Source organism: Enterobacter sp. C6, assembly GCF_008122455.1.
GTDB classification, from domain to species: domain Bacteria; phylum Pseudomonadota; class Gammaproteobacteria; order Enterobacterales; family Enterobacteriaceae; genus Enterobacter; species Enterobacter pseudoroggenkampii.
In genome coordinates, this window is record NZ_QPFW01000240.1 from 29,018 (window position 1) to 47,311 (window position 18,294).

The 18,294-nt window shown below is 53.5% G+C and carries 18 protein-coding genes; 10 read left to right on the top strand and 8 right to left on the bottom strand.

Annotated elements, in window-relative coordinates:
- The first annotated feature begins 186 nt into the window (after positions 1-186).
- The 4 genes from cysB to acnA all read left to right on the top strand — a co-directional run bounded on the left by cysB (position 187) and on the right by acnA (position 4,887).
- Positions 187-1,161, top strand: coding sequence for an HTH-type transcriptional regulator CysB (gene cysB / locus DOU50_RS17655; protein WP_024907120.1), 975 nt, complete (start codon positions 187-189; stop codon positions 1,159-1,161).
- A gap of 338 nt (positions 1,162-1,499) precedes the next feature.
- Positions 1,500-1,640 (top strand): YmiA family putative membrane protein, encoded by a 141-nt coding sequence (locus DOU50_RS17660; protein WP_213327741.1) that lies wholly within the window; start codon positions 1,500-1,502, stop codon positions 1,638-1,640.
- Positions 1,641-1,951: 311 nt separating this feature from the next.
- Positions 1,952-2,050: a small membrane protein YmiC gene (gene ymiC, locus DOU50_RS23905; RefSeq protein WP_032623144.1), complete on the top strand. Its 99-nt coding sequence runs from the start codon at positions 1,952-1,954 to the stop codon at positions 2,048-2,050.
- 161 nt (positions 2,051-2,211) lie between these two features.
- Complete coding sequence (gene acnA, locus DOU50_RS17665) at positions 2,212-4,887, top strand: aconitate hydratase AcnA (protein ID WP_148769837.1); 2,676 nt, start codon at positions 2,212-2,214, stop codon at positions 4,885-4,887.
- 35 nt (positions 4,888-4,922) lie between these two features.
- Here acnA and ribA read toward each other — a convergent pair whose 3' ends face one another.
- The gene (ribA, locus tag DOU50_RS17670; RefSeq protein WP_148769838.1) at positions 4,923-5,513 is read right to left on the bottom strand and encodes a GTP cyclohydrolase II; all 591 of its coding nucleotides are present in this window, start codon (positions 5,511-5,513) and stop codon (positions 4,923-4,925) included.
- Between the two features lie 197 nt (positions 5,514-5,710).
- Here ribA and pgpB point away from each other — a divergent pair, with 197 nt between their 5' ends.
- The 5 genes from pgpB to yciH all read left to right on the top strand — a co-directional run bounded on the left by pgpB (position 5,711) and on the right by yciH (position 9,360).
- Positions 5,711-6,478 (top strand): phosphatidylglycerophosphatase B, encoded by a 768-nt coding sequence (pgpB, locus tag DOU50_RS17675; RefSeq protein WP_024907122.1) that lies wholly within the window; start codon positions 5,711-5,713, stop codon positions 6,476-6,478.
- A gap of 148 nt (positions 6,479-6,626) precedes the next feature.
- Entirely contained in the window at positions 6,627-6,935 is a 309-nt protein-coding gene (locus tag DOU50_RS17680) for a LapA family protein (protein WP_023312067.1), read from the top strand.
- A gap of 6 nt (positions 6,936-6,941) precedes the next feature.
- The gene (gene lapB / locus DOU50_RS17685; protein ID WP_023335944.1) at positions 6,942-8,111 is read left to right on the top strand and encodes a lipopolysaccharide assembly protein LapB; all 1,170 of its coding nucleotides are present in this window, start codon (positions 6,942-6,944) and stop codon (positions 8,109-8,111) included.
- Positions 8,112-8,296: 185 nt separating this feature from the next.
- Positions 8,297-9,034 (top strand): orotidine-5'-phosphate decarboxylase, encoded by a 738-nt coding sequence (gene pyrF / locus DOU50_RS17690; RefSeq protein WP_148769839.1) that lies wholly within the window; start codon positions 8,297-8,299, stop codon positions 9,032-9,034.
- On the top strand, positions 9,034-9,360 hold the full coding sequence (gene yciH / locus DOU50_RS17695) for a stress response translation initiation inhibitor YciH (RefSeq protein WP_061714980.1): 327 nt from the start codon (positions 9,034-9,036) through the stop codon (positions 9,358-9,360). Before pyrF ends, yciH begins: the two co-directional genes overlap by 1 nt.
- A 105-nt stretch (positions 9,361-9,465) precedes the next feature.
- Here yciH and osmB read toward each other — a convergent pair whose 3' ends face one another.
- The 3 genes from osmB to DOU50_RS17710 form a co-directional block, all read right to left on the bottom strand.
- On the bottom strand, positions 9,466-9,684 hold the full coding sequence (gene osmB / locus DOU50_RS17700) for an osmotically-inducible lipoprotein OsmB (RefSeq protein WP_008501216.1): 219 nt from the start codon (positions 9,682-9,684) through the stop codon (positions 9,466-9,468).
- A 263-nt stretch (positions 9,685-9,947) separates the two neighbouring features.
- Positions 9,948-10,700, bottom strand: coding sequence for a DNA-binding transcriptional regulator YciT (locus DOU50_RS17705; protein ID WP_048991911.1), 753 nt, complete (start codon positions 10,698-10,700; stop codon positions 9,948-9,950).
- A 43-nt stretch (positions 10,701-10,743) separates the two neighbouring features.
- Positions 10,744-10,926: a hypothetical protein gene (locus DOU50_RS17710; RefSeq protein ID WP_024907126.1), complete on the bottom strand. Its 183-nt coding sequence runs from the start codon at positions 10,924-10,926 to the stop codon at positions 10,744-10,746.
- Positions 10,927-11,119: 193 nt separating this feature from the next.
- Between DOU50_RS17710 and DOU50_RS17715 the strand changes: the two genes are divergently transcribed.
- Positions 11,120-11,989: a crotonase/enoyl-CoA hydratase family protein gene (locus DOU50_RS17715; RefSeq protein WP_048991912.1), complete on the top strand. Its 870-nt coding sequence runs from the start codon at positions 11,120-11,122 to the stop codon at positions 11,987-11,989.
- Here the strand turns inward: DOU50_RS17715 and pdeR are convergent.
- The 4 genes from pdeR to fabI form a co-directional block, all read right to left on the bottom strand.
- A complete protein-coding gene (gene pdeR / locus DOU50_RS17720) occupies positions 11,986-13,977 on the bottom strand; it encodes a cyclic di-GMP phosphodiesterase (RefSeq protein WP_048992047.1) in 1,992 nt (663 codons plus the stop codon). The two genes, DOU50_RS17715 and pdeR, sit on opposite strands and share 4 nt — an antisense overlap.
- 322 nt (positions 13,978-14,299) lie before the next feature.
- Positions 14,300-16,234, bottom strand: coding sequence for an exoribonuclease II (locus DOU50_RS17725; RefSeq protein WP_148769840.1), 1,935 nt, complete (start codon positions 16,232-16,234; stop codon positions 14,300-14,302).
- A gap of 88 nt (positions 16,235-16,322) precedes the next feature.
- A complete protein-coding gene (locus DOU50_RS17730; RefSeq protein ID WP_024907130.1) occupies positions 16,323-17,309 on the bottom strand; it encodes a CMD domain-containing protein in 987 nt (328 codons plus the stop codon).
- Positions 17,310-17,463: 154 nt separating this feature from the next.
- A complete protein-coding gene (fabI, locus tag DOU50_RS17735) occupies positions 17,464-18,252 on the bottom strand; it encodes an enoyl-ACP reductase FabI (protein ID WP_003856831.1) in 789 nt (262 codons plus the stop codon).
- Positions 18,253-18,294: the final 42 nt, after the last annotated feature.

Below are 18,294 nucleotides of genomic sequence, written 5' to 3' on the forward strand. Positions count from 1 at the left end.
CTTCCCTTACCGTAACTTACCTGTAAAAGGGCCGGATTTCCGGCCCTTTTTTATTGCCTTGTTATTATTTTTTGTTCCGTACTATACAGTCAGGCTATAAATGATATAGTGGTTATAGTTAACCTGTTTCTTATTATTAAATCGTCTTAAGCGATTGACCGCATGCGCTAAATCGGATGGTCTGGCATGAAATTACAGCAGCTTCGTTATATCGTTGAGGTGGTGAATCATAACCTTAACGTCTCTTCTACCGCCGAGGGGTTGTATACCTCGCAACCGGGTATCAGCAAACAAGTTCGTATGCTGGAGGATGAGTTAGGTATCCAGATATTTGCCCGCAGCGGTAAGCATCTCACTCAGGTGACGCCTGCGGGGCAGGAAATCATCCGCATTGCGCGGGAAGTCCTCTCTAAAGTCGATGCGATTAAGTCAGTGGCAGGGGAACACACCTGGCCGGATAAAGGTTCGCTGTATATTGCCACGACGCATACTCAGGCGCGCTATGCGCTTCCCGGTGTCATCAAAGGCTTTATCGAGCGTTATCCCCGCGTCTCTTTGCATATGCACCAGGGCTCGCCAACGCAAATTGCAGAAGCCGTTTCCAAGGGTAATGCAGACTTTGCCATCGCCACCGAAGCGCTTCACCTTTATGACGATCTGGTCATGCTTCCATGCTACCACTGGAACCGTTCCATCGTGGTGACCCCGGATCACCCCCTGGCGGGTAAAGGGTCGGTCTCTATCGAAGAGCTGGCCCAGTATCCATTGGTGACGTATACGTTTGGCTTTACCGGCCGCTCCGAGCTTGATACGGCCTTTAACCGGGCAGGGCTAACGCCGCGCATTGTCTTTACCGCGACGGATGCCGACGTGATTAAGACCTATGTGCGGCTTGGTCTGGGAGTAGGCGTCATTGCCAGCATGGCGGTGGATCCGGTGTCAGACCCTGACCTGGTGCGTCTTGATGCGCACGATGTTTTCAGTCATAGCACCACAAAGATTGGATTCCGTCGCAGCACCTTCCTGCGCAGCTATATGTATGATTTTATTCAGCGCTTTGCCCCTCATTTAACGCGTGATGTGGTTGATACCGCCGTTGCATTACGCTCAAATGAAGATATTGAAGAGATGTTTAAAGACATCAAACTCCCCGAAAAATAATCACACCCGGTATCTTTCCCTTAGGGAAAGATACCGAAATAACGCCTCAAAGCTAAATTAGAATTATCATCATCTACGTATCCTCTGTCATATAATGTCATTATCCATTTAATCCGTAAGGTTATAATGTCGTGAATTGGCGACAAAAGTAGAAACTAATTTACGCCTTCGCAAATTTTTCTTTTCAATTATTTATTTCTGGTCAAAAGATTGAATATTTCATACCTCCCGGTGCGTAAATTCACTGGCTTTTCGGCTAAAGTTTCTTTAGGATTTATCTCAACAGATGATTAATTGTACCAATTGTTTGGTCCTAAATGATAAGCGATGTCGATTGTATGAGGTTAGCAATGCCTTCAGGAAGTGAAGAACCGCAAAGGGATCCTGCGCTCAAGCGTAAAGCCTGGCTGGCGGTCTTTCTCGTCTCTACCCTGTTTTGGGTGGTGGTTGCTCTCCTGGCCTGGAAATATTGGGGTTAAATATGGCAGTGACGGTACGTACAGCTTCGGTAAAACAGATGTGTCAGCATCGTGACAATGGCCACAGAGGGCGTAAAGCACCTGCGACTGTTGTACCCGCGTCCTGGAAACTGACGCCGCAGCAGCAAGCGTTTATTGATGTGTTCGCAGAAGACGAACCCAAAAAACAATAATTTAGTTAATTGCGTAATGATGCAAATAGTCTGAATATCGACTCTGCACTTTTGTACTCTTTAATAAATACACATCAGCAATATAGCACTGAGGTCAAACCTCGGAACGTTTTATAAATAATGCCTGGTGTCCCTATGATGAATAACATGACGTCACACAAATACTGGTCATGGATCGGCGTTTTTACCGTGTCGATTCTGTTCTGGAGTCAGCTCATCTGGTTGGCCCTCCACTAAATTGTAAAACCTCGCTACGGCGGGGTTTTTTGTTTTCCTGTTCTGGACCAATCCTAAATTTATCAATTTGGGTTGTTATCAAAACGTTACGACATCTTTGTGTTATCTTTAATTACGGCCCTGATGATTGTCGGGGCATCTCTGTGATTAAGGAGGAGCTTATGTCGTTAACCCTACGCGAAGCCAGTAAGGACACATTACAGGCAGAAAACAAAACCTGGCATTACTACAGCCTGCCGCTGGCTGCCAGAACGCTTGGGGACATTTCGCGTTTACCCAAGTCATTGAAAGTTTTACTGGAAAATCTATTGCGCTGGCAGGACGGTGACTCTGTCACCCTCGATGATATCCAGGCGCTGGCAGGGTGGCTTGAGAAAGCCCATGCCGACAGAGAAATCGCCTACCGCCCGGCAAGGGTGCTGATGCAGGACTTTACCGGTGTCCCTGCCGTCGTTGATTTAGCCGCAATGCGCGAGGCCGTTAAGCGTCTCGGCGGAGATACGGCAAAAGTGAATCCGCTTTCCCCTGTTGACCTCGTCATTGACCACTCCGTAACCGTCGATCGCTTTGGTGATGATGACGCCTTTGGCGAGAACGTGCGTCTGGAGATGGAGCGTAACCACGAGCGCTACGTGTTTCTGAAGTGGGGGCAGCAGGCGTTCAGCCGGTTTAGCGTGGTCCCGCCAGGTACCGGTATTTGTCACCAGGTTAACCTTGAATATCTGGGTAAAGCCGTCTGGAGCGAATTGCAGGATAAAGAGTGGGTCGCCTATCCGGACACGCTGGTGGGTACGGACTCCCATACCACCATGATCAACGGTCTGGGCGTGCTGGGCTGGGGCGTCGGGGGGATCGAAGCGGAAGCGGCCATGCTCGGCCAGCCGGTGTCCATGCTTATCCCGGATGTGGTGGGCTTCAAGCTCACCGGCAGGCTGTCTGAAGGGATTACCGCCACCGATCTGGTGCTTACCGTCACCCAGATGCTGCGTAAGCATGGTGTGGTAGGCAAGTTTGTCGAATTCTACGGGGACGGACTGGATTCACTGCCGCTGGCCGACCGCGCCACCATTGCCAATATGGCGCCGGAATACGGTGCAACCTGCGGCTTTTTCCCTATTGATGATGTGACGCTGGAATACATGCGTCTTAGCGGACGTAGCGAAGAGCAGGTCGCGCTGGTGGAAGCGTACACCAAAGCGCAGGGCATGTGGCGCAATCCGGGTGATGAGCCTGTTTTCACAAGCACGCTTGAACTCGATATGGGAAGCGTCGAAGCGAGCCTCGCAGGGCCGAAACGCCCGCAGGACAGGGTTGCGCTGAGTGACGTGCCAAAAGCCTTTGCCGCCAGCAATGCGCTGGAAGTAAACGTGGCGCAGAAGGACCATCGTCCCGTCGACTATGTTCTGAACGGACATCAGTATCAGCTTCCGGATGGTGCGGTGGTGATTGCCGCCATTACCTCCTGCACCAACACGTCCAACCCCAGCGTATTGATGGCAGCTGGTCTGCTGGCTAAAAAGGCGGTAGAGCTTGGGCTAAAACCTCAGCCATGGGTCAAGGCCTCGCTGGCCCCGGGATCCAAAGTGGTGTCGGATTACCTGGCGCAGGCCAAACTGACGCCGTACCTTGACGAGCTGGGCTTTAACCTCGTGGGCTACGGCTGTACGACCTGTATTGGTAACTCTGGTCCACTGCCTGAACCCATTGAAACGGCGATTAAGCAGGGTGACCTGACGGTAGGCGCGGTCCTGTCCGGCAACCGAAACTTTGAAGGGCGTATTCACCCGCTGGTAAAAACCAACTGGCTGGCCTCACCGCCGCTGGTGGTTGCTTATGCCCTGGCAGGGAACATGAATATCAACCTGGTGACCGATCCGATTGGCCACGATCGCAAGAATGACCCTGTCTACCTGAAAGATATCTGGCCATCCTCGCGGGAAATCGCGCTGGCCGTTGAAAAGGTCTCAACCGAGATGTTCCGCAAAGAGTATGCGGAGGTCTTTGAAGGCACGCCGGAATGGAAAGCCATCAACGTCATTGGCTCTGATACCTATGACTGGCAGGATGACTCGACCTACATTCGTCTGTCGCCGTTCTTTGATGAGATGCTGGCCGAGCCGGCGCCGCTTAAGGATATCCACGGCGCACGTATCCTGGCGATGCTGGGGGATTCTGTCACAACTGACCACATCTCTCCGGCGGGGAGTATTAAAGCCGATAGCCCGGCGGGTCGTTATCTGCAAAGCCGGGGCGTCGAACGTCGTGATTTTAACTCCTACGGATCGCGCCGCGGGAATCATGAAGTCATGATGCGCGGGACGTTTGCCAACATCCGCATTCGTAACGAAATGGTACCGGGCGTGGAAGGGGGCATGACGCGCTATCTGCCGGGGACGGAAGTAGTGTCGATTTATGATGCGGCGGTCAAATATCAACAGGCAGGTACGCCGCTGGCGGTGATCGCCGGGAAAGAGTACGGTTCCGGCTCCAGCCGCGACTGGGCGGCGAAAGGTCCGCGTCTGCTTGGCGTTCGCGTGGTCATCGCCGAATCGTTCGAACGTATTCACCGCTCGAATCTGATTGGTATGGGGATCCTGCCGCTTGAGTTCCCGCAGGGCGTCACGCGTAAAACGCTGGGACTGACCGGGGAAGAGCAGATTGACATTAGCGGCCTGCAAAACCTGCAGCCGGGTAAAACGGTGCCGGTAACGTTAACGCGGGCAGACGGCAAAACCGAGGTGCTGGAGTGCCGATGCCGTATTGATACGGCAACCGAGCTGACCTACTACCAGAACGACGGCATTTTACATTACGTGATTCGTAAGATGCTGGATTGATGAACGAGCCCGGCACGCGTGCCGGGCTTTTTTTATCACTCTTTCAGCAGATGGCCCATTTTGGCAGCTTTAGTATCCAGGTAGTGGGCGTTTTTCGGGTTACGGCCGACAATCAGCGGTACACGCTCGACGATGTTGATCCCCGCTTCGGTCAGGATCTCCACTTTTTTCGGGTTATTGGTCAGCAGACGAACTTCGTCCACGCCCAGCAGCTTGAACATATCGGCGCACAAGGTGAAGTCGCGTTCGTCAGCGGCGAAGCCGAGCTGATGGTTTGCTTCCACCGTATCGTAGCCCTGGTCCTGAAGCGCGTAAGCGCGGATTTTATTCAGCAGACCAATATTACGACCTTCCTGACGGTGATAAAGCAGCACGCCGCGGCCTTCTTCTGCAATATGAGACAGGGCGGCTTCCAGCTGGAAACCACAATCACAGCGCAGGCTGAACAGCGCGTCGCCGGTAAGACACTCTGAATGGACGCGGGACAGCATCGGCGTCTGCCCTGAAATATCGCCATACACCAGCGCGACATGATCCTGTCCGGTTGCCAGTTCTTCAAAACCCACCATCAGGAAATCGCCCCATGGGGTTGGCAGTTTGGCTTCTGCCACACGTTTAAGCTGCATGTGATTCTCCAGAGTAGGCTGACACGTTTCGTGCCTTTGCCCTGTTTTGCTTTCTGTATCAGTTCATTTTGCCACAAGCTCAGCAGGTTCGCCTAATAGGCACCATGCTATATGAACGTTAAACGCACGATCCGACATATCCACCCATCGAATGAATTTCAGTTATGATTGTGAGGCTTAGCGAAAAAGGAGAAGACATGCTTTCAATCGCCAGACGTACGGCAGCAGGCGCGGCCATTTTACTGATTATGCCCCTGGCCGTATGGCTTTCAGGCTGGATGTGGCAGCCGGGGCAGAATGCCATGTGGCTGAAAACGTTATACTGGATAACGGAAACGGTCACCCAGCCGTGGGGAATTATTACCCATGTCCTCCTCTGCGCCTGGTTTCTGTGGTGCTTGCGCTTTCGTTTGCGTGCGGCGCTGATGCTTTTTGCGATCCTCGGAGGCGCTATCCTTGTTGGTCAGGGCGTGAAGTCCTGGGTAAAAGATCGCGTTCAGGAACCGCGTCCTTTTGTCGTCTGGCTGGAAAAAACGCATCATGTTCCGGTGGATGAGTTCTACAATTTAAAGCGTAAAGATCGCGGAACCCTGGTGAAAGAACAGCTTGCGGAACAGCAGGATATCCCGAAATTCTTGCGTAAACACTGGCAGAAAGAGACGGGATTCGCGTTTCCTTCCGGTCACACCATGTTTGCGGCCAGCTGGGCGTTACTGGGGGTGGGGCTGCTGTGGCCAAGGCGTCGAACGGTCACGCTCGTGATTTTACTGGTCTGGGCGACAGGGGTTATGGGCAGCCGCTTACTGCTGGGGATGCACTGGCCCCGGGACCTGGTCGTTGCCACGCTTATCTCATGGCTGCTGGTGACGCTGGCGACCTGGCTCGCTGAACGATTCTGCGGCCCGCTTACACCACCGCCAGAAGAGAAAGAAGAAATAGCCGAAAGGGATCAAACGGACGCCTGACGGTTGATAAACCGTATTATGCCCATAGATACATGACTGGCGCGTCACTTTTTCCGTTTCGCGCCCGTCGCTAAAATGGTAGTTTATAAGGCTGATTGCGTTGAGTTGAACACACTTTATTCGCTTGAACCACATAACGGGAAGTAATGTGAAATATTTACTCATTTTCTTACTGGTATTGGCGATTTTTGTCATTTCAGTCACGTTGGGTGCACAAAACGATCAGCAGGTGACGTTTAACTATCTGCTGGCTCAGGGTGAGTATCGCGTCTCGAGCCTGCTGGCGGTCTTATTTGCTGCTGGCTTTGCCATTGGCTGGCTGGTTTGCGGTCTGTTCTGGTTGAAAGTCCGTGTTTCTCTTGCGCGCGCTGAACGTAAAATTAAGCGACTCGAAAATAACATTGCCCCTGCGTCTGACATCCCGGAAAGCTCTGGTGTGCCGGTCGTGAAGGAATAATCGACTATGCTGGAGTTGTTGTTTCTGCTTTTGCCTGTAGCCGCAGCCTATGGCTGGTATATGGGCCGCAGAAGTGCGCAACAAACAAAACAGGATGAGGCCAACCGGCTCTCCCGCGACTACGTTGCGGGGGTGAACTTCCTCCTGAGCAATCAGCAAGACAAAGCGGTAGATCTGTTCCTCGATATGCTGAAAGAGGATACGGGGACGGTTGAAGCGCATCTCACCCTGGGTAACCTGTTCCGCTCGCGCGGCGAGGTCGATCGCGCCATTCGTATTCACCAGACCCTGATGGAAAGCGCCTCGCTGACCTACGATCAACGTCTCCTTGCGGTGCAACAGCTGGGGCGTGATTACATGGCCGCGGGGTTGTACGATCGCGCAGAAGATATGTTCGCGCAGCTGGTGGATGAAACAGATTTCCGCATCGGCGCGCTGCAGCAGCTCCTGCAGATTTATCAGGCCACCAGCGACTGGCAAAAAGCCATTGATACGGCTGAACGTCTGGTGAAGCTGGGTAAAGATAAGCAGCGCGTTGAGATAGCCCATTTCTACTGTGAGCTTGCGCTTCAGCAGATGGGTAACGACGACATGGATAAAGCCATGGCGCTGCTGAAGAAAGGCGCCGCCGCTGACCGCAACAGCGCGCGAATCTCCATCATGATGGGGCGCGTCTTTATGGCGAATGGCGACTATGCCAAAGCCGTTGAAAGCCTGCTGCGGGTTATCGACCAGGACAAAGAGCTGGTCAGTGAAACGCTGGAAATGCTGCAAACCTGCTATCAACAGCTGGACAAGCAGGAAGAGTGGGTGGCATTCCTGCGTCGCTGCGTGGAAGAAAATACCGGCGCCACCGCTGAACTGATGCTCTCAGACGTTGTTGAGCAGTATGAGGGAAGCGACACCGCGCAGGTGTATATTACGCGCCAGCTGCAGCGTCATCCGACCATGCGGGTGTTCCATAAGCTGATGGATTACCACCTGAACGATGCTGAAGAAGGGCGCGCCAAAGAGAGCCTGATGGTCCTGCGCGACATGGTTGGCGAGCAGGTGCGCAGCAAGCCGCGCTATCGTTGCCAGAAGTGTGGTTTTACCGCGTATACGCTCTACTGGCACTGTCCTTCCTGCCGTGCCTGGTCCACCATCAAGCCCATTCGTGGCCTGGATGGGCAGTGATTTTTTAAAACGCCCCATTTTAGTTACAACATACTGATGGTTTTTACCATATCCTTTACTCCGTGCGGTTTGCCGGCCTGGCAGGCGCGTAAATGGATCCTGTCAATTTGCGGCGTCGGCAGGTAGAATGCTGGCCGTTTATCTGTTCCGCGCCGCTGCGCGCCCATAGACGAAAAGGGCTGGTCATGACGTCTGTTACATCCTCCACTTCCCGCGCAATTACGGATTCTCCTGTTGTTGTTGCGCTTGATTACAATAAGCGTGACGCCGCACTGGCGTTTGTCGACGGTATCGACCCTCGCGACTGCCGTTTGAAAGTTGGCAAAGAGATGTTCACGCTGTTTGGACCGCAAATCGTTCGCGATCTGCAACAGCGCGGCTTTGACGTTTTCCTCGACCTCAAATTCCATGATATCCCGAATACTACGGCCCACGCCGTTGCCGCAGCCGCAGAGCTGGGCGTATGGATGGTCAACGTCCATGCGTCGGGTGGGGCAAGAATGATGACCGCCGCTCGTGAGGCGCTCCTGCCGTTCGGTAAAGATGCGCCGCTGTTGATCGCAGTCACCGTGCTGACCAGTATGGACGAAAGTGATTTACGCGACCTTGGCGTGACGTTGTCACCTGCGGAACATGCCGAACGTCTCGCGCGTCTGACGCAGCAGTGTGGCCTGGATGGCGTCGTCTGCTCCGCACAGGAAGCGGTTCGTTTCAAATCAGCGCTGGGCCGGGATTTTAAACTGGTCACGCCGGGGATCCGCCCTGCAGGCAGCGACGTGGGGGATCAGCGCCGCATTATGACGCCTGAGCAGGCGCTGGCTGCAGGTGTTGACTACATGGTCATCGGTCGTCCGGTGACGCAGTCTGCAAACCCTGCTGAGACGCTTAAGGCTATCAACGCATCGCTGAAAAAGGGGGCGTAATGACCGATTCCAACAGTCGTCTGGTCTATTCAACCGAGAGTGGGCGTATAGACGAACCGAAAGCGAAAGTGGAACGTCCTAAGGGGGACGGCATCGTTCGGATCCAGCGCCAGACCAGCGGACGAAAAGGGAAAGGCGTTTGCCTGATCTCCGGCATTGACCTGGATGATGCTGAACTGACAACGCTGGCGGCCGAGTTGAAAAAGAAATGTGGCTGCGGCGGTGCCGTGAAAGATGGCATTATTGAAATCCAGGGTGATAAACGCGATTTAATAAAATCGCTGCTGGAAGCCAAAGGCATGAAAGTCAAACTGGCAGGCGGCTAAAATAAATGAGCCACGGCAGATGCCGTGGCTCGTGTTATATACGTGCGTATGTCAGACCTGAAATGCGTTTAAATACCGCAATATCGAGGAAGGCTTAGATAATAATTATTTGCCAACCTGGTGACCGATAATACCACCGACAGCAGCGCCACCTAATGTACCCAGCGTACTACCATCCGTTAATACTGCACCACCGAGAGCACCGGCACCGGCACCAATAGCGGTGTTACGGTCACGTTTAGACCAGTTAGAGCATGCGCTCAGGGACATTGCTACAGTGATTGCCAGAACAGCGGCGGCTAATTTTTTGCTGGTTAAGGTCATAATACTTTCTCCTGAATTATCGATTCACGGAAAGATGTACACGTTAAGTATAGACGAATCGAATACTTAATTCTGTTCTCCGTGAAAGCTGGTCGCGCAGGCGTTACGTAATCACGCAGGTGATAGTCACTTCCTGTTATATCGCTAACATTAATTTTACGACTTTAAGGCGGGTTAAACAGGTAAAAACTCTTAAAGCAGGGTTAAGAATCATCTCAGAGAAAGAAGGGCGTATGCGCCCGAAATTCGGGCGCGGAGGGAACTCAGGCGGTCGTTTTAATAATATTGACGATCAGTCCGTCATCTTCCAGTTTATTTCGGTGCGCGTCGCTCAATCTTTCGTCGGTAATCACGCGGCTAAAGCGTGAAGCGGGGCCCATCGTATACGGGTGAACGGCGCCAAATTTAGAGCTGTCGGTGAGCACAATGGCTTCACACTCTTTTTCCAGCACAGCATTCACAACGTCAGAGCGCATCATATCCCGACCGGTGAAACCTGTCTCCGGTTGCCAGCCGTCAATCCCGATAAAGGCCTTGCTGAAATGAACCTGCTGGACATACTGACGGGTCAGCGGGCCTACCATACTTTCGCTTTTTTTCTGGTAAATACCCCCGAGCAGAATCACCTCGCAGCGCGTCTCTTTGAGCAAATGCGCGATATAGCTGCTGACGGTGATGATAGTAACGTCCTTTTGATCGGCAAGCGTGCGTGCCAGAAGGGCATTACTGCTGCCGTTTTCAATAAAAACGGTCTCGCCGTTGTTCACCAGGGACGCGGCAAATTCCGCCAGTTCACGTTTGAGCGCGTAGTTATTCATCATGCGCGTCTCAACGTCATCACTGTCCAGCGGGACAGCATATCCGTGCGCGCGACGCAGGTAGCTCTGTTTTTCCAGCAGATTAAGATCCTGACGGATTGTGACTTCAGACACGCCGGTGGTTTTAGCGAGATCGACTACGCTGACGCGTCCCTGATCGATGACCATCTGCAAAATGAGTTGTTGTCGGGAATTCATAGCATCCATTTAATAAAGCGAAACGAGGTCGGAGACGGTGGGGTTAAACTTCCCACGGCGCTTTTGGCTGTCTGTTTTCAGGCGCGTTGTCAGCACCATTCTGAGCAAGAAGTTCAGACTTCAGGATCTCGAGATTACGGATAGCAGAGTGATAATCGCCCGCCACCAGGATATCCAGCACGGTATCAATTCGTTGTGCTACAGCTTGTGCGTCAATAGTAGACATAATCTCACCCCAGGCGCGAAAAGTTAATATTTTCAATGATGCAGAAATTAGGATCAAAAGAGAAGGGAAAAAATGCAATAACTAAATTACATAAACGTAAGTGATAAATTTATTCCCCCTCATGCAGTGGGCTTATTGAGTGGATTAGTCTAAAACGGCGCGCAAGGCGCTTTTTTATAAGAGGAATTAGACTATGACAGTTATCAATCAGCCTACCTGCACACTGTTTACCGATACTGAACGGTTCACGCAGCTGTCAGGGTATTACGAAGCGGAGCGTCACACCGTCTGGATGATGTTGCGGGCCCAGCCACGGCCTTGTTTTAACCATGCGTTAATTGAGGAGATCATGAACTTCTCATGGCTGGTTCGCCAGTCTGGCTTTGCGGTTGATTTTTGGGTAACCGGTTCGCTGGTTCCCGATATGTACAATGTGGGCGGTGATTTACAGTTCTTCGTCGAGTGCATTCAGAACGGACGTCGGGAGGCGTTACGGGCGTACGCTCGCGCCTGCGTTGATTGCGTCCATGCGGCCTCACGGGGGTTTGATTCAGGGGCCATCTCTCTGGCGATGGTCGAAGGCAGTGCGTTAGGGGGCGGGTTTGAGGCCGCTCTGGCGCACCATTTCGTCCTGGCTCAGCGCGATGCCCGTCTGGGTTTTCCGGAGATTGCCTTCAACCTGTTTCCGGGTATGGGGGGATATTCCTTGGTTGCACGCCGTTCTGGCATGAAGCTGGCGGAGGAACTCATCTATAAAGGGGAATCCCATACGGCTGAATGGTATGAACAGCACGGGCTGGTGGATGTCCTGTTTGAACCCGGACAAAGCTATGTCTCCACCCGAACCTTCATCGATACGCTGCGGCCAAAACTGAATGGCGTAAGGGCGATGCTGCGCGCCCGTACGCGCGTTCTGCAATTGCCCCGCAGTGAACTGATGGATATTACGGAAGACTGGGTTGACGCCGCTTTCTGCCTTGAGCCGAAAGATATCGCCTACATGGAGCGTCTGGTCACGCTGCAAAACCGCCATCACGCGGCGGGGTTGCGTAAAGCCAGTTAACGTTGATTTCGCGCTTGATATCGTTTTAGCCATCGCTCGAATGCGGCAGCGGGCATCGGCTTAGCAAACAGAAAACCCTGCCGTTCGTTGACGCCGTTCTTGGTGAGAAAGGCGTCTTCTTTTGCGCTTTCCACACCTTCGGCAATCACCTGCAGATTTAACGCCTGCGCCACCGCGACGATAGCGCGCACCAGAGACTGGGAGATGGACTGCTTATGAATATCCCTGACAAACGATTGATCGAGTTTAATGGCATCGATAGGGAAGCGGGCCAGTTGAGAAAGGGAAGAGTAGCCGGTGCCAAAATCATCCAGATGAATTTGCGCCCCGAGTCGGCTGAACTGCTGGATCACGGACAGCGCCAGCTCTTCGTTCTCGATAAGACAGCTTTCGGTTAATTCGACATCGACAGGGCAGTATTCAAAATTCAGATCCTTCAGCGCCTGCTTTAAGTCACTGAAAATAGTCTGGTCGGCCAGCTGGCGTGCAGAGACGTTCACCGCCACGCGCAGGTTTATGCCCTTATCACGCCATTTCGCCACCTGGCGAACCACATCGAGCATCACCCAGCGGCCCAGCGGCACAATCAACCCCGACTCCTCGGCATAAGAGATAAACTCCAGCGGCGGGATCAAACCCCGTTCTGGTGATTGCCAGCGGACCAGCGCTTCAAGGCTTCTGACTTCCCCGCGCCAGGTGATTTTCGGCTGGTAGTGAATCAGGAGCTGATCGTTATCCAGCGCCTTACGCAGGTTGGTATCCAGCCAGAGATACTCAAACACGCGCTGGTTCATCTCGGGCGAGAAGACGCAGAACTTGCCCCGGCCGTTCTCTTTGGCGGTGTACATGGCGGTATCGGCGTTACGAATGACGCTTTCCCGGTCGTTGCCATGCTGAGGGGCGAGGGCGATGCCCAGGGAGCAGCCGGTATAAATCTCAATCAGCCCGATTCGGAACGGCTGGCGCAGACGGGTTAAAATGCGCGATGCCATCGCCTCCAGAGAGCCCTGAGAGGTATTGGTGGCCATGACGATAAACTCATCACCGCCAAGTCGCGCCAGCACCTGTTCCTCATCCAGACAGCTCAAAATGGCGAGGGCAACGGCCTGTAACAGCTGATCGCCAAACATATGCCCGTAAGCGTCGTTGACCTTTTTAAAATTATCCAGATCGAGATACACCACGCCCACCTGCGTGTCCCCGCGGTTGGCGATGGCGTCAGAAATCAGGTCGTGGATCGCATTACGGTTTGGCAAGCCGGTGATGGTATCGGTATTGGCCAGCACGCGCAGCCGCTCCTGAGCGCGGCGCTCCTCGGTAATATCGGTACCGGAACAGATAAGGAAAATTTCATTTTTACCGCTGCCGCTGTGTACGAATTTGTTTCTGAACAGAAACAGCCGTTGCCCTTTACGCGTTTTGATCCAGCGTTCGACTTCGTATGAGCTGCCGTTGCGAAAAAAACCGGTAATATTGCGCTTTGAAGCTGCCGCTTCGCTGCGGCTCATAAACAGCTTAAAGACGTTCTGGCCAATGACTTCATGTTCTTTCAGGCCGGTGTACTCTTCGCTAAGCCGATTAAAACGCTGGATATTGCCGTGCCGATCGAGAATAACAATGACGGAGTTAGCCTCTGAGACAACCTGTTCCGCGAAAGAGAGCCCCTGAGCCAGATCGCGTGCCACGGAGGGGGTATCGTTCCAGGCAGAAGCGGTTCCGGCCCACTCGTTACGGGTAATTTTACGGCCCACAAGATGAACCGGAACATCTTCCCCGTAGAGGGAGAGCGACATTGAAATACTGGAGGTAATAACGGTTAAATGACGGATGAGATCGGCCTGTTCATCGTCCAGCGCCACGACCTGCGTGACATCGGCATTTTCGCTGGTGGAAAGGTGCAGAGCGTTGCTGTCAGCTGACAAGCGCCACCACGGGCTGTGAGTCCCCATGTAGCGAAACAGCAAATTCGGCTCCAGATCGTCCATCATGTTTTCTCCCGCAGCTTTCATTAGCGCACAAATTATTCATTTGCAGTCGACTTTTCCGTTGAGGAACAGCGGCAAAACCGAAGTGAACTTATTGTTTTTCCCTAATTTCTTATAATAAAACGAGTCAGGCTAAAAAGGATACTGAGCGTATAAAAATTCACGTAACCGAATATAACAACACTCTTTTACTGTAGATAATTATGGCGAATTTGGGCGAAGGGAGACTGAAAATAGTAAGGAAAAATAATGATTTTGTGGCGGGGATAAACAGAAAAATTGCCGGCCTTTCCCCGAAGGAAAGGACCGACAATTGAACCGGTTATCAGGCGACAGGACGCGCGATAATACTGCGGGTTTCCATGCGAACTTCGGCGATAGTAACGTCAATCACGTCGGTGACCTTGTAAACTGTTTCACCTTTAATTTGCACGGTACCGTTTTCCTGACTACAGACCATTTCGTCACGAACCGCATGCAGGAACGGCGCAGGAATAAACGCGACAGCACCGTTATCGACCAGGCGGACGCGCATCCCCCCGCGGCTGATGTCGATGATCTCTGCGGCGAAACGGGTATCCGTCCCGGCTTTATCCTGCAGGAAGCGTGCGTACAGCCAGTCTCCAACGTCACGTTCCGCCATGCGATTCAGACGGCGGCGATCGGCCATCTGCAGCGTGGTGTCCTCCTGAGGACGAGCAACGGTTTCGCCTTTGATAATCGCTTTCAGCAGACGGTGGTTAACCATATCGCCATACTTACGGATTGGCGATGTCCAGGTGGCGTATGCTTCGAGGCCAAGACCAAAGTGCGGGCCCGGCTCGGTACTGATTTCCGCGAATGACTGGAAGCGACGAATGCGGCTGTCCAGGAAGCCCGACGGCTGCGCGTCCAGTTCGCGGCGAAGCTTGCAGAAGCCTGGCAGGGTCAGCACTTCTTCCGGATCAACATGCACATCGTGATTCTTCAGCAGGGCCGCCAGCGCTTCGGTGTTCGCCGGATCAAACCCGGTGTGGACGTTGTAAATGCCAAAGCCCAGCTTGTCGCGCAACACGCGTGCGGCGCAGATGTTGGCGGAAATCATCGCTTCTTCAACAATGCGGTTCGCAATGCGTCGCGGTTCGGCCACGATATCCAGCACTTCGCCTTTCTCACCCAGAACAAAGCGATAATCCGGGCGATCTTTGAACACCAGCGCATGGGTTTGACGCCACTCGCTGCGGTTGAGACAGATGCGATGCAGCCGACGGATCTGCGCGGCAATGGCGTCTGATTCAGGTTTCCAGCTACCGGTATTTTCAAGCCAGTCGGAAACGTTATCGTAGGCCAGCTTGGCTTTCGATTCGATAGTGGCAGCAAAGAACTCGATATCGTCTTCAATCGCGCCATCCGCAGCAATGGTCATGCGGCAGGCAAGGACCGGGCGCACTTCATTTGGACGCAGCGAGCAAAGATCGTCTGACAATTCGCGCGGCAGCATCGGAATGTTGAAGCCCGGCAGGTAGTTTGTGAAGGCGCGGATTTTCGCCGCGTCATCCAGCTTGCTACCTTCGGCAATCCAGGCGGTGGGATCGGCAATGGCAACGGTCAGGTGCAGTTTGCCATCGTCGCTCTCTTCAGCGTAGAGCGCATCGTCCATATCTTCGGTGCTGGCGCTGTCGATGGTGACAAACTCCAGCGCGGTGAGATCGCGACGCGTCAGACCTTCGTCCTGCATCTCGGTCGCTACGCCGTTCGGCGCTTCTTTTTCAAGATTGTGGCGTGCCAGCGTGACCCACCATGGCACGAAATGGTCGGCGCCAAAGGTGATGAATTGAGTCAACTCAGCATAAAAACCGCGATCGCCTTTCAGAGGATGACGGCGCATTTCTGCTACGGCCCAGTCACCTTCTTTAAAATCATGCTCAACGCCACGGGCGGCGCGGCAGGGAATGGCATCTTTCAGCAGGGGATGATCCGGCACGATAGAAAGCCGATCGTCTTTTCTCTGCACCTTACCCACAAAACGGGTCAGGAACGGTTCGATCAGTTCTTCTGGTTCAGCGGACTCGCGATCCTTCTCGGTATGAATGACGGCCATGACGCGATCGCCATGCATCACTTTCTTCATCTGCGGTGGCGGAATGAAGTAGCTTTTCTGCGCGTCAACTTCAAGGAAGCCAAAGCCCTTTTCCGTGGCTTTTACGACCCCTTCTGCACGCGGCGTCTGGGAATGCAGTTGCTGTTTAAGCTGCGCTAGCAGCGGGTTGTCCTGAAACATAATGTTCTATTTTCGTAGCCATTGAGCGGCTGACAGTTTTACGCGATTCTCACTGTCTCAGCAAGCGGTCTTTGGGTAATGAGTGTGGTTATTCCTCTTTACCAAACGCTACTTTCAGACGATTGAGCCAGCCATCAAACGCACTTTGGGTAAGCAGCGTGATGGCATATTCGCCCTGGAGTCCTTGATCCGTGAGCGGGGTAAACTGCGCGGCGCTGAAGCGGTCCGGAGAGCGGGTCAGCAGTTCGACCGCCGCCGAAAGTGCGGGTGACGTCTGCGGGATCTCTGCGCGGCTGTTTAACAGGATCTCTCCGGTCAGGTCGAGCAGCGACGGCTCATGGCAAAGCACCGGCGTCAGCGCCTCCAGCGCGGGTTCGGCCTGCCAGCGAGACAGCGACTCAAGCTGATGCGCACTCGCATAGCGCAGCTCCACGACGGGCAAAAGCGGCACCCATGCATCGTGGCTCGCGGGAAGCGTGTGCGGCTGAATATGATGGCCTGGCAACCAGCGAACAGGGTGTCCCAACAGCGCCTGAAAAATCGCGACCACGCGCGCCTGAAAACCGATAAACCCGATAATCTGGTTAATCACCACGATGTCGTACGTGGACAGACCCACCTCATCAAGCTGGTTCTGCGCTTTATCATCAATGACATCAGGAGAGCTGGCGAGCTGGCGGGCATACTGGGTGATCTGTGCCAGGCGGCGGTTGCTTTCGCGCGAGGAGTCCGGGCCGGGAAGCGGGGCGAGGAGGGCGGCGTAATGGTTACAGAGCCGCTGAACGCCACAGGCCTGTGCGACCGTTAGCGCGGTACTGAGCCGATCGTAAGCGCTGAGCGTATGCAGGCGGTTCACGGGGATCGAGAGCGGAAACAGCTGGTGGCATAAGGCTCTGGCAGGGGTAAGCCAGCCAGAACAGGCGGCGACAATCTCATCAGGCAAGGCTAAATCGAGCAAAAAACGATCGTCGACGTTAGCGGCTTCGGGCACCAAGGGCAGAACATCCGTCTGCGCGTGGTTTGACTGGGTTTCGTGATACCAGTGGCCTTTGCCGGAAAAACGGCGTTGTTCCATGTGCGTTCCTTGATCTCAAAATGGCGATCAATATCCTGGCGTAAGGCAGATAAAGGGAAAAATATTGTTAGGTGATAACAAATAGCAGAACGGAATAACGAAGGGGTGACGCGGGGGGAAATACTCTCTTCCCGGGCGGGAAGAGAGTCACAGCTTATTTAATTTCCAGCTCGTTCATTGCAGCGATGTTGAAGCCGCCGTCAACGTGAACCACTTCGCCGGAGATACCCGCGGAAAGGTCAGAGCACAGGAATGCTGCAGAGTTACCCACATCTTCAATGGTAACGGTACGACGAATCGGGGTAACCGCTTCGCAGTGTGCCAGCATTTTACGGAAATCTTTAATACCGGAAGCGGCCAGGGTGCGGATAGGACCTGCAGAGATGGCGTTAACGCGCACGCCTTCAGGACCCATTGCGTTCGCCATGTAGCGTACGTTCGCTTCCAGAGACGCTTTAGCCAGACCCATAACGTTGTAGTTAGGGATAGCACGTTCAGCGCCCAGGTAGGACAGGGTCAGCAGGGCTGCGCCCGGGTTCAGCATCGCGCGGCAGGATTTCGCCATCGCAACGAAGCTGTAGGAGCTGATGTCGTGCGCGATTTTGAAGCCATCACGGGTAACCGCGTTCACGTAGTCGCCGTCCAGCTGGTCGCCAGGAGCGAAGCCGATGGAGTGAACGAAACCGTCGAATTTAGGCCATGCTTTTGCCAGTTCAGCAAACATGCCGTCGATGCTTTCGTCTTGTGCAACGTCACATTCCAGAACAATGCTGGAACCCAGCTGCGCGGCAAACTCTTCAACACGGCCTTTCAGCTTGTCGTTCTGGTAGGTGAACGCCAGCTCAGCGCCTTCGCGATGCATTGCCTGTGCGATGCCGTATGCGATGGACAGTTTGCTGGCAACGCCAGTCACCAGAATGCGCTTACCGGAAAGAAAACCCATAGCTTTAATCCTTATATTCATTGCTAATTTTGCCTTGTAATT